Here is an 11,093-nt window from a genome sequence, read left to right on the forward strand (position 1 = left end):
GATGATGCGCTTCGCGGCCGAGGCCGCGCGCCACATGCCCCGCGCCGAGATCATCGAGCTGCACCACGACAGGAAGCTCGACGCGCCGTCCGGTACCGCGGCCCGGACCGCCGACCTGATGGCGCAGGCGACCGGCGGGGAGCCGCCGACGATCCACTCGGTGCGGCTGCCGGGCCTCGTCGCGCATCAGGAGGTCGTCCTCGGCGGCGTCGGCGAGACGCTGACGATCCGTCACGACTCGCTGGACCGGTCGTCGTTCATGCCCGGTGTGGTGCTCGCGGTCCGGAAGGTCTCGGGCCTCACCGAGAGTCCGGTCGTCGGGCTCGAGCACGTGCTGTGAGCGGGCCGGTCGTCCGGCCCGCCGGCGTGGGGGATGCCGCCGCGTGCGCGCGGATCCAGGTCCGTGCGTGGCACACGGCGTTCGCGGACCTCGTGCTCCCGGAGCTGACCCCGACCGTCGCAGAGCAGGCGGAGCAGTGGACCGCGGCACTGGCCGACCCGCAGGTGCGCGCCATCGTGGCCGAGGTGGGCGGGACCGTGCACGGGTTCGTGGCGTTCGGCCCCGCGCGTGACGCCGACGCCGACGAGGCGGGGGAGATCTACGCCCTGTTCGTCGACCCGGTCGCGCAGGGTGCGGGCCTCGGCGGCCTGCTGCTGCGGGAGGCGGAGGGGGCGCTGCGGTTCGACGGGCACGCCGTCGCCGTGCTCTGGACCCCGGAGGGGAGCCTGGTGCGCGAGATGTACGAGCGCCGTGGCTACGTGGTGGACCGCGGCGCGACCCCCGACCACGGGGTGCTCGAGCTCCCCGAGGTGCGCTACCGGGGCCCGTTGCCCGACTGACACCGCCCCTTGTGCGGAATGTTGCGATCCGGCGGGGTCGGGAGTACCTTCAGGTGCATGAGTCCGATCACGCATCTGCTGGTCGTTGCCAACAGGACGGCCGACTCCGACGAGCTCCTCGAGGACCTGGAGCAGCGCGCCGCCGGCGCCCCGATCACCGTGACGCTGATCACCCCGCAGGACACCAGCGGCGGCTCCGGGCCGCGGCTGCGAGCGGCGCTCGAGCGCCTGCAGGACGCGGGCATCGACGCGGTCGGCATGCTGGGCGACACCGACCCGGTCACCGCGGTCCTCGACGAGTGGGATCCCCGCCGCTACGACGAGATCGTCGTGAGCACCCTGCCCGTGGGCCTCTCTCGGTGGCTCGGCATCGATCTGCCGCACCGGATCGCGCGGGCGACCGATGCGGTGGTCCACCACGTCGAGGCCCGGGAGCGTCACGCCTTCGAGCCGCTGCGCACCGGCTGACGGCACGACGGGGTCGCTACTCTCGCCGGGTGCCCGCACCGCCCGCACCCGGCTCTGCCGCTCCCCTCGTGGCGGTCACCGACCACGCCGCGGAGCGCTTCCGCCAGCGCGTCGGGACACGCGTGGGGGCCACCGACGTCCGGCCGGAGATCATCGAGCGCGTCGCGCGGGCCTGGGCCGCCGGACGGGTGGAGGACCACGCCCCCGACGGTGCGACCGGAGCCCGCGGGTCGTGGTACGTCCGCGACGCCGTCGACCGGGCGGTCGTGTTCGTCTGTCGTCCCGCCGGCGCGGAGCTCGTCGTGGTCACGCTCTGGGAGCAGGAGGACGCGGTCGGCGGACCACGCGTCCCGCGCCGGTACACCGATGCGCTGAGGTCCGATGACCAGGCCGTCTCGGACCGGCGGCGTGATGAGCGTTGAGCTGGGTGAGACCGTCGAGGTCCGTCTCGGCGGCCTCGGCCCCGATTCCCTGGCCCCGTCCGTCCTGGCGCTGCTGCGCGCCGGGGTCCAGCGGAACCCGGCGCTGGCCCGTGGCACCTCCGGCATCGTCGTGCTGCGGTTCGTCGAGGGGTTCCCGCCCGTGCGGATCGCGTTCTCGGGCACGGTGATCGAGGTGTCGGACTCCCGCGGTGACCATCCCGTCGACCTCGAGGTCACCGGGCGGCTGCCCGACGTCCTGCTCCTGGTCTCCGTACCGCAGGCCTCCGGGTTGCCGCTGCCCACCAGCCCGCGAGGACGGGCGGCGCTCGCGCGGCTCGCCGACGGCCGGGTCGAGATGGACGGGCCCATCCGCCTGGGCCGTCGTGTCCTCACGCTCATGCGGATCGAGGCCTAGTCGTGGCCGCGTTGCAGTCCGCCATCCTGATCCGCCGCGCGCACGCCCACCTGCGCACGGCGCAGGAGCTCCGCGCTCGTTGGGACGCCCTGGACCCGCAGACGCAGGCCGCGGCCCGCGACGACCGCGACCGCGTGGTCGATGCCGCCGCGGCGGTGCGCACCCGCCTCACCTACGGCGTCCGAGGCTTCGCCCGCGAGCTCTCGGCCGCCCGGCGCGGGGAGGAGGCGGTGCCCGAGGAGGCCCGCCCGCTGGGTGCGGTCGTCGCGGAGCTCGCCGCGGCGCTGCTGGCCCTGAAGGCCACCCTCGATGCGGCGCCGGTCGCCCCGCCCGAGGACTGATCGGTAGCGTGGCGGACATGCCGCTCAGCGAGAAGCCCACCGTCGAGGTTCCCGTCGGGACCGACCCGTCCTATCAGCTCGAGCTCGACGATCTCGTCGTCGGCGAGGGCGAGGAGGCCACCCCCGGACGCACGGTGGAGGTTCACTACGTCGGGGTCTCGTGGTCCAACGGCAAGCAGTTCGACGCCTCCTGGGACCGCGGCGACACGTTCAAGTTCGGGCTCGGCAAGGGTCAGGTCATCGCCGGCTGGGACCAGGGCGTGGCCGGCATGAAGGTCGGCGGACGCCGTCGCATCACGATCCCGCCGATGCTCGGCTACGGGAAGCGCGGGGCGGGCGGCGTCATCGGCCCCGACGAGACCCTGGTCTTCGTCGTGGACCTCATCGGCGTGCGCTGACACGCGGACCGCACCCGCGCGCCCCGCCCCGAGCCGCGCCCGGGACAGTCAGCCGTCGCGCGAGACGAGCTCGGCGAGCCGCGTGTGCCGCGTGGTCGCGTCACGGCGCCGCGCGGCGATCTGCAGCGCGGAGGGGTCCCCGACGAGCACGCAGACGCGCTCGGCGCGCGTGATCGCGGTGTACAGCAGGTTGCGGGTGAGCATGATCGCGTGACCGCGGAACAGCGGTACGACCACCGCCTTGGCCTGCGAGCCCTGTGCCTTGTGCACCGAGGTCGCGTAGGCGAGGCGCAGCGTCTGCGTCGCGCTCATCGGTAGGGAGACCCTGCGGCCGTCGTCCCCCGCGAAGATCACGTGACCGCGCTCGGCGTCGTGGTGCACGAGCACGCCGAGCTCGCCGTTCATCAGCTCGCGCTCGTGGTCGTTCTTCGTCTGGAGGACCCGGTCGTTGAGGCGCAGCCCCGTGCCCGGGATGGCCGTGCCGTCCGGATTGAGCCGCGCGCGGAGCGCCTCGTTGAAGGCGTCGATCCCGAGCGGACCCTTGTGCATCGGTGCGAGCACCTGCACGTCGCCGACCGGCGCGAGCCCGTAGTGGGCCGCCAGACGCGTCGCCGCCAGGTCGCAGATCTCCTCGAACGTGGACCGCGGGTCGTCCCGCGCGATCAGGAAGAAGTCGCGGAGGTCGTCGGGCCCCGGGGTGGTGGGGAGCGGCTCGCCGTGGTTCATCGCGTGGGCGGCGCGCACGATGAGCGAGCGGGCCGCCTGGCGGAAGATCGCCGTCAACCGCGTGGTCGGGACCACCTCGGAGGCGATGAGGTCCTCCAGGACCCGCCCGGGCCCCACCGGCGCCAGCTGGTCGACGTCCCCGACCAGGAGGACGTGGGTCTTCGGGCCGACCGCGGCGAACAGGGCGGCGGCGAGACGGACGTCGAGCATCGAGGCCTCGTCGACGATCAGGACGTCGGCGCCTGGGATCGGGTCGTGCTCGTCGCGGGTAAAGCCCTCGCCGGGGACGTACTCCAGCAGCCGGTGGATGGTGGTCGCCTCGACGCCCGCCACCTCGGCCAGGCGACGCGCCGCCTTCCCGGTCGGAGCGCACAGCCGCACGCTCGCCCGTGCCTCCCGCAGGACGTCGACGAGCGCCCGCATCGCCGAGGACTTCCCGGTGCCCGGCCCGCCGGTGAGGATCGAGAGGCGGTGCTCGAGCACGCGCTCCACCGCGCCCCACTGCTCGTCGGTCGGGACGAGCGCGCCGGCCGTCGGGCGCTGCGGGTCGGCGACCTGCAGCGCCGGCTCGTCGCGCGCGAGCTCCCGGGCACGGCGGGCCAGACCACGCTCGATGGCGGCCAGGCGCGCCTCCGCGACACGATCGTGCTCGTCGATCTCGATCGTTCCCCGGGCAGCGAGCTCGTCGAGACGATCGCTCGCGTCCCGGTCCAGGAGCTCCGCCGCGCGCGCCACGAGCGCGGGGCGGGGCAGGAAGCAGTGCCCGTCGACCTCGGCGAGGTCCAGCGCGTGCACCACGCCCGCGTCGAGCCGGCCGGTCGCGTCGAGCGGTGTCCCGAGCGCCCGGGCGAGCGCGTCGGCGGTCTTGAAGCCGATCCCCTCGACCTGGGTGAGGGCGTACGGGTCGGTCCGCAGCGTGTCGATCGCGCCCGCCCCGAACGCGCGGTAGATCCGCGCAGCCACGGGCGCCGGGACGCCGTGCGTCTCGAGGAAGAGCCGCACCGCACGCAGGGCGCCCGTCTCCTCCCACGACTCCACGGCCTCGCCGATCTTCGCCTTCCCGATCCCGGGTACCTCGTGGAGGCGGCCCTTCGGGTCGGCATCGATGCGCGCCAGGACCTCGACCCCGTGGCGGTCGTAGAGCCACTGGGCTCCCTTGGGACCGACGTGCTTGATCGCCGAGAGGTACGCGAGGATCGCCTGGTCGCTGGCGGGCTCGTGCACCATGACCCGCCGCGCGAGGAACTGGCGCCCGTGCCGGGGGTGCTCGCGCCACTCGCCGCCGACGTCGGCGGTCTCGCCCTCGGCGACGTGTCCGAGGGGGCCCGTCAGGGTGATCTCGTCGCCCGCCTCCGTGACGCCGACGAGCACGGCGAACTCCCCGTCCTCGGCCCGCCACCGCACGGCCACGATCTCCACGGTGAGCTCCGTGGAGGGAGGATCGGCGGACCAGGTCACCGGCCGAGGGTACGCTGCGCGGCGAACGGATCCGCGGGGCGTGCCCGGCCCTCCGGCCGTCGGAGGACCCTCGAGGTGCAGCGCCGGTGCCGGGCCTGGGATACTCGGTGCCATGCCCGGTCTGGGAGCCATCATCACCGCGATCATCACGCCGTTCGATGACGCGGGCGGTATCGATGAGGAGGCCTTCGTCTCCCTCCTGCACCACCTCGCCGCGAACGGCTCCGACGGTGTCGTCGTCGCCGGAACGACGGGGGAGGCAGCCACCCTGGACGACGAGGAGCATCTCGCCCTCATCGGCCTCGCCGTGCGAGAGCGTCCGCAGGGGTTGACCGTCATCGGCGGCGTCGGCTCCAACGACACCCGCCACGCGATCCACCTGACCGAACGGGCCTGCGAGCTCGGGGTCGACGCGCTCCTGAGCGTCAACCCGTACTACAACCGGCCCAACCGGCGCGGGATCCTCGCCCACTACCGCGAGGTCAGCCGTGCCGCCGACCGCCCGATCATCCTCTACAACATCCCGCAGCGCACCGGATCGGACATGCCCAACGACCTGCTGGCGGAACTCGCGCAGCTGGACCACATCGAGGGCGTCAAACAGGCCAACAACGACAACCTGGCAGTGGTCGACGGTCTCGCCCTCTACGCGGGCAACGACGACGTGCTCGCCCTGACGCTGGACCTGGGCGGCGCCGGCGGCATCCTCGTGGCCAGCCACATCGTCGGCCCCGAGATGCGCAGGATGGTCGACGAGCCCGGCGAGCGGGCGGCGATCCATGCGTCCCTCGTCGAGGTCTTCGACGCCCTGAGCGTCGCCCCCGCCGCCGTCTGCACCAAGGCGGCCCTGAACCTTCTCGGCCATCCCGTCGGCCGACCCCGCCTGCCCTATGTGGAGGCGGACGCCGAAGAGACGGCAACCATTCGCGCGATGCTCGAGCGTCGCGGACTCCTGGAGACAACACACACGTGAGCACCACACCCTTGCGCGTCCTGCCGCTCGGCGGCCTCGGCGAGATCGGCAAGAACATGACGGTCGTCGAGTACGACGACCACATCGTCGTCGTCGACGTCGGCCTGCGCTTCCCGACCGCGGAGATGGTCGGCATCGACCTCGTCCTCCCGGACTTCAACTACCTGCGCGACCGCGTCGACGACATCGAGGCGATCGTCATCACGCACGGGCACGAGGACCACCTCGGCGCCCTGCCGTGGATGCTGCGGGAGCTCGGCGCCGACAACGCCCCGCCCGTGTACGGCGGCCCGCTGACCATGGCGATGGCTCGCTCCAAGCTCGACGAGCACAAGCTCGGCAAGCTGGTGGAGTGCCACGACGTCCAGCCGGGCGAGATCCTGGAGGTCGGTCCGTTCGACCTGGAGCTCGTGCACCTCACGCACTCGATCCCCGACATGCGGGCGGTCGCGCTGACCACCGATCTGGGCACCGTGCTCATCACGGGGGACTACAAGTTCGATCAGACCCCGGTGGACGGCAAGCCGGCGGACGTGCAGCGTCTGGCGGAGCTCGGCAAGCGCGGCGTGCTGCTGCTGTGCGGCGACTCCACCAACGCCGACCGGCCCGGGTTCTCCCCGTCGGAGTCCGTCGCCGGGCCGCACCTCACCGAGGTGTTCGGCCGCTGCGAGGGCCGCATCGTCGTGACCTGCTTCGCCTCGAACATCCACCGCGTGCAGCAGGTGGTCGACGCTGCGTCGGCCAACGGCCGCAAGGTCTGCCTGATCGGGCGTTCGATGAAGAAGAACGTGAACATCGGTCGTTCGCTGGGGCACATCGACGTCCCCGAGGGCATGCTGGTGCAGCCCCGGGAGCTCGACAACTTCCCCGACGAGAAGATCGTCGTGATCTCGACCGGGTCCCAGGGGGAGCCCCTGAGCGCCCTGCGGCGGATGGCCCACAAGGACCACCATCAGGTCGAGCTGCACGACGGGGACACCGTCGTCTTCAGCGCCACGCCGATCCCCGGCAACGAGCGGGCCGTCAACGACACGGTCGACCGGCTCTACCAGATCGGCTGCACGGTGATCACGACCGCCGACGCCCCGATCCACGCCTCCGGCCACGGCTATCAGGAGGAGATCAAGCTGATGCTCAACCTGACCAAGCCGAAGTACGTGATGCCGTTCCACGGCGACCACAAGCGCATCAAGCTCCACGGCGAGCTCGCCGAGAAGGTGGGGGTTCCCGCCGAGAACATCTTCCGGGGCGAGAACGGCCTGCCGCTGGAGATCGACGAGAACGGCGCCGCGTTCGGCGAGAAGGAGCGCAGCGGCGTGATCTTCGTCGACGGCGTGGATCTCGGCGAGCCGGCCGACGCCGCGCTGCGCGATCGCCGGATGCTCAGCGCCGACGGCATCTTCGTGGTCGTCGCCACGATCAGCGAGCAGGACGGCAGCTCGGTCGCCGACCCGGAGGTCATCTTCCGGGGCGTCCCGTTCAAGGACGAGGCCGACCGGCTGCTCGATGAGCTTCGCGAGGTCGTCGAGGCATCGCTCGAGGGCGCTGCCAAGGACGACATCAAGGAGATCGACCTGCTCCAGCAGCAGCTCCACGACGATCTCGCCGCGTTCGTCTTCAAGCGCCTCAAGCGCCGGCCGATGGTGCTGCCGGTGGTCGTCGAGATCTAGGAGCGCGCGGACGCCGCGGGCGCGGACGCCGGGTCGACCTGCCCGGAGGCGGGCAGGGTGACGACGAACCGCGCGCCGTGCGGCGTGCAGTCCTCGAGGTGGACGGAGCCGCCGTGCGACTCCGCCACCGCGCGGACGATCGCCAGGCCCAGGCCGGTCGAGCCACCGCGGTCGCCGTCACCCCGGACGAAGCGCTCGAACAGCCGGTCGCGCACCTCCGGCGGGACGCCCGGACCGTCGTCCTCCACGACGAGGCGGACGTGCCCGTTCTCGCGCTCGATCGCCGCGTCGATGCGCGTCCCCGGGGGCGTGTGGTTGACCGCGTTCTCCATCAGGTTGAGCGCCAGCCGGTGCAGTTCGTCCCCGGCTCCGGAGACCACGGCCGCTCCGGAGGGGTGGACCGACAGCTCGTGATCGGCGAGCACCGGTCCGAGCTCCGCCGCGGCGTCGACGACGATCTGCGACACGTCGGTGGGTACGTGCCGGACCTGCCGCCCCGCGTCCGCACGGGCGAGCAGCAGCAGGTCCGCGACCAGCCGTCGCATCCGGTGCGACGAGCGCAGCGCGGATCGCGCTGCCTCGCCCTCGTCACCGTCCAGCACGTCGGAGAGCAGCTCGAGGTTCGCCAGCACGCTGGTGAGCGGGGTGCGCAGCTCGTGCGACGCGTCGGCGACGAACGCCCGCTGGCGCAGGAGCGTGGCCGCGGTCTCCGCGCGACTGGACTCGAGCGCGAGCAGCATCTCGTCGAGCGTGCGCGCCAGCTCCGCGACCTCGTCGGTGGCCTCGGGGACGGAGATGCGGCGGTTGGTGTCGCGCGTGCGGGCGATCTCCCGCGTGGTCTCGGTCAGGCGCCGGATCGGACGCATCGCGTTGCCGGCGATCAGGAGCCCGGCCATCAGCGCGAACGCCGCACCACCCAGGACGCCGGTGAAGAGGAAGAACTGGACGCGGTCGATCGTGGCGTTGACCTCCGCGAGCCGGCGCGCGTACTGCACCAGGATGAACCCGCCGAGCGGGAGCGCGAAGCTGCGCGTCTCGACGCGGAACCCCTTGACGTCGACCCCGCCGTCGGGCTGCAGGCCGAAGTCGGGGGTGCGCTTGGGGAACGATCGCACGCGCGTGCCGTCCTGCGTCAGCACCCGGATCACGGCGTTGTCGGCCGTCGCGTAGAACTGGAGGTTGGGCCGGACGAACTCGACCGTGCCGTTCTCGATGTTGTAGCGCGCGTCCACCACGTCGACGAGCTCGTCGGCGGCACGGGCGGTCTGCTCGTTGAAGTCCGTCCGGATCCGGGTGGTCGTCAGATGGCCGACGATGACGGCGAAGGTCGTCAGGATGACCAGCGTCAGCACCGCGGAGCCCCCGGCGAGACGCCAGCGGATCGGGATCCGGTGGAAGAGCGCGGTCATGCCCGGTCAGGCGCGCAGGACGTATCCCGCGCCGCGGATCGTGTGGAGCAGTCGCGGCTCGCCGTCGGCCTCGAGCTTGCGCCGCAGGTTGGACACGAACACCTCGATCGTGTTGGTCGTCGCGAACGGGTCGTAGCCCCACACCTCCTCGAGCAGCCGCTGCCGGGGCACGACGATCCGCTCGTTGCGCATCAGGTACTCGAGCAGCTCGAACTCGCGTTGCGTGAGCTCGAGCACGCGCTCCCCACGGTGCACCTCGTGCGTGTCGGGGTTCAGCCGGAGGTCGCCGGCGACCAGGGACGCCGAGCCACGCGGCGGGCGACGACGCAGGAGCGCTCGCATCCGGGCCAGCAGCTCCTGACGCTCGAACGGCTTGACCAGGTAGTCGTCCGCACCGGCATCGAGTCCTTCGACGCGGGCGTCCAGGGCGTCGCGGGCGGTCAGCATGAGGATCGGGACGTCGTCGTCCTCCCGCAGGCGCTTGGCGACCTCGATGCCGTCGAGCTTGGGCAACCCGAGGTCGAGGATCACGAGATCCGGGACGAACGTGCCGGCAGCGTCCAGCGCGGCCTGGCCGTCCCCGGCGGTACGCACCTCGTAGCCCTCCATGCGCAGCGAGCGCTGGAGCACCTGGGCGATGTCCTCGTCGTCCTCGACCACGAGGACCCGCGGAGCACGATCCGTGTCGGTCACCTCCACATCGTACGTCGGGGCTGCCCGCACCGAGCGCGCTTTACCAACGTTTAGGACGGTCGCGGAAGGCAGGGGAGGGGGGCGCGGCGTCGAACCCACGGACAGACCTATGCCGACGACGAAGACCCGCAAGACCGGCGCGTCGCGCTCGCGCACGTCCTCCGGTGCCCGCCCCCGCCCGACGGCCAAGGGCGCGTCAGCGCCGAAGGCCCGCGCCCGCCGGGCCAGCGGCCGGGCGCCTCGCATCCCCGTGCTCGAGCAGCGCCACCTGGACCTCATCGGGCTCGGGCTCGTCGCGGTGGGGGTGTTCCTCGCCTTCCCGCTCTACCTCGAGTGGTACGGCGGTGCGGCGGGCGAGGCGATCGTCGACGGCCTGCGCCGGCTCGCCGGACAGATCGCCTACGTGGCTCCGGTCGCGGTGGCCGGGGCGGGGGTCGTGCTCGTCCTGCGTCCGGTCCTTCCCGCCGGGGTGCGTCCGTTCCGCGCGGGCGCCGTGTGCCTGCTGCTGGCGCTCACCCTGATGCTGGCCGCCGGGACCCTGGGCATCGGACCCGACGGACCGCGGTCCGACCTGTGGAACCCGGACGTGTACAGCGATCGGGGCGGCGTCGTGGGTGCTGCCCTCTTCTGGGGCACCTCCTCGGCGTTCTCCACCATCGGCGCCCACATCATCGCGCTGTTCCTCCTGCTCGCCGGGACGCTCCTGCTGACGGGTGCCTCGGTCGCCGGCGTGGTGCAGGCCACGGCGACCGGCGTGGTCGACACCACGCGGGCGCTGCGGCCCTCCGCGCCGTCCACGGACCGCGGTACGACGTCCTCGGGCGTCCGTCGCACGGGGCCGGGGACCGCCGCGGCCGAGACGCCGTCCGCGGCGCCCGTGCTCCCGCCGGAGCCGCAGGACAGCGAGCCGCGCGTACGGGACGACCGCACCGGCCAGCTCGACGGGTCGCTGCGCTACCCCGACATCTGGGGTGACACCGACGCTCCGGTGGTGGTGGAGCCCACGATCGTCGACGGCCGCCCCGCCGCGGGCACGCCGCCCGAGCCGGCGGACGAGGCAGCCGAGGTCCCGGAGCCCGAGCCCGTTGCGCCGCCGCCCAGCGCGGTGGAGGACGCGCCCGCGGAGGACCCCGATCCGCTTCCGGTCGGCGGGCAGGCGGCGCTCGCGCTCGGCGAGGGCGAGGTCGAGTGGCGGCGTCCGCGCGCGGGCCTGCTGACCCGCTCCAGCGCGGCCAGCCAGCGACCCGACACGTCGGGGATGGAGCTGACGGCGGGTGCGC

Annotated in this window: 13 protein-coding genes; 10 read left to right on the forward strand and 3 right to left on the reverse strand. The window is 72.9% G+C overall.

Going from position 1 to position 11,093, the window contains the following annotated elements:
- The 7 genes from ABYE80_RS10430 to ABYE80_RS10460 all read left to right on the forward strand — a co-directional run.
- Window positions 1-340 (forward strand): 4-hydroxy-tetrahydrodipicolinate reductase (locus ABYE80_RS10430; protein WP_372790212.1); only part of this gene is annotated, 340 nt, incomplete at its 5' end.
- Window positions 337-840, forward strand: a complete 504-nt coding sequence (locus tag ABYE80_RS10435) for an N-acetyltransferase family protein (protein WP_372790213.1) — start codon at window positions 337-339, stop codon at window positions 838-840. The genes ABYE80_RS10430 and ABYE80_RS10435, both read left to right, overlap by 4 nt.
- A gap of 57 nt (window positions 841-897) precedes the next feature.
- Window positions 898-1,308 (forward strand): hypothetical protein, encoded by a 411-nt coding sequence (locus ABYE80_RS10440; RefSeq protein WP_372790214.1) that lies wholly within the window; start codon window positions 898-900, stop codon window positions 1,306-1,308.
- Between the two features lie 29 nt (window positions 1,309-1,337).
- Window positions 1,338-1,730, forward strand: a complete 393-nt coding sequence (locus ABYE80_RS10445; protein WP_372790215.1) for a hypothetical protein — start codon at window positions 1,338-1,340, stop codon at window positions 1,728-1,730.
- Window positions 1,720-2,145: a hypothetical protein gene (locus ABYE80_RS10450; protein ID WP_372790216.1), complete on the forward strand. Its 426-nt coding sequence runs from the start codon at window positions 1,720-1,722 to the stop codon at window positions 2,143-2,145. The genes ABYE80_RS10445 and ABYE80_RS10450 overlap by 11 nt, the downstream gene beginning before the upstream one ends.
- A gap of 2 nt (window positions 2,146-2,147) precedes the next feature.
- The gene (locus tag ABYE80_RS10455; RefSeq protein WP_372790217.1) at window positions 2,148-2,486 is read left to right on the forward strand and encodes a hypothetical protein; all 339 of its coding nucleotides are present in this window, start codon (window positions 2,148-2,150) and stop codon (window positions 2,484-2,486) included.
- A 17-nt stretch (window positions 2,487-2,503) separates the two neighbouring features.
- Entirely contained in the window at window positions 2,504-2,884 is a 381-nt protein-coding gene (locus ABYE80_RS10460) for an FKBP-type peptidyl-prolyl cis-trans isomerase (protein ID WP_372790218.1), read from the forward strand.
- Window positions 2,885-2,932: 48 nt separating this feature from the next.
- Here the strand turns inward: ABYE80_RS10460 and ABYE80_RS10465 are convergent, their stop codons facing one another.
- Window positions 2,933-5,068 carry an ATP-dependent RecD-like DNA helicase gene (locus ABYE80_RS10465; protein WP_372790219.1) on the reverse strand — a complete coding sequence of 712 codons (2,136 nt, stop codon included), beginning with the start codon at window positions 5,066-5,068 and terminating at the stop codon, window positions 2,933-2,935.
- Between the two features lie 112 nt (window positions 5,069-5,180).
- On the opposite strand from ABYE80_RS10465, the gene dapA reads away from it, so the two are divergent.
- Window positions 5,181-6,041, forward strand: coding sequence for a 4-hydroxy-tetrahydrodipicolinate synthase (gene dapA / locus ABYE80_RS10470; RefSeq protein ID WP_372790220.1), 861 nt, complete (start codon window positions 5,181-5,183; stop codon window positions 6,039-6,041).
- On the forward strand, window positions 6,038-7,711 hold the full coding sequence (locus tag ABYE80_RS10475) for a ribonuclease J (protein ID WP_372790221.1): 1,674 nt from the start codon (window positions 6,038-6,040) through the stop codon (window positions 7,709-7,711). Before dapA ends, ABYE80_RS10475 begins: the two co-directional genes overlap by 4 nt.
- On the opposite strand, the gene ABYE80_RS10480 is transcribed toward ABYE80_RS10475, so the two are convergent.
- Both ABYE80_RS10480 and ABYE80_RS10485 read right to left on the reverse strand, forming a co-directional pair.
- Complete coding sequence (locus ABYE80_RS10480; protein WP_372790222.1) at window positions 7,708-9,120, reverse strand: sensor histidine kinase; 1,413 nt, start codon at window positions 9,118-9,120, stop codon at window positions 7,708-7,710. The genes ABYE80_RS10475 and ABYE80_RS10480 overlap by 4 nt on opposite strands.
- Window positions 9,121-9,126: 6 nt before the next feature.
- A complete protein-coding gene (locus ABYE80_RS10485) occupies window positions 9,127-9,813 on the reverse strand; it encodes a response regulator transcription factor (protein WP_372790223.1) in 687 nt (228 codons plus the stop codon).
- Between the two features lie 109 nt (window positions 9,814-9,922).
- Here ABYE80_RS10485 and ABYE80_RS10490 point away from each other — a divergent pair.
- A partial coding sequence (locus ABYE80_RS10490) for a DNA translocase FtsK 4TM domain-containing protein (RefSeq protein ID WP_372790224.1) occupies window positions 9,923-11,093 on the forward strand: 1,171 nt, incomplete at its 3' end.

This window comes from Paraconexibacter sp. (genome assembly GCF_041602235.1).
In the GTDB taxonomy this organism is placed as follows: domain Bacteria; phylum Actinomycetota; class Thermoleophilia; order Solirubrobacterales; family Solirubrobacteraceae; genus Paraconexibacter.

Excerpts from the sequence above, each read along its gene's own strand:
- ABYE80_RS10450 (WP_372790216.1), top strand. The coding sequence starts at position 1,720 with ATGAGCGTTGAGCTGGGTGAGACCGTCGAGGTCCGTCTCGGCGGCCTC.
- dapA (WP_372790220.1), top strand. The coding sequence starts at position 5,181 with ATGCCCGGTCTGGGAGCCATCATCACCGCGATCATCACGCCGTTCGAT.
- ABYE80_RS10460 (WP_372790218.1), top strand. The coding sequence starts at position 2,504 with ATGCCGCTCAGCGAGAAGCCCACCGTCGAGGTTCCCGTCGGGACCGAC.
- ABYE80_RS10440 (WP_372790214.1), top strand. The coding sequence starts at position 898 with ATGAGTCCGATCACGCATCTGCTGGTCGTTGCCAACAGGACGGCCGAC.
- ABYE80_RS10480 (WP_372790222.1), bottom strand. The coding sequence starts at position 9,120 with ATGACCGCGCTCTTCCACCGGATCCCGATCCGCTGGCGTCTCGCCGGG.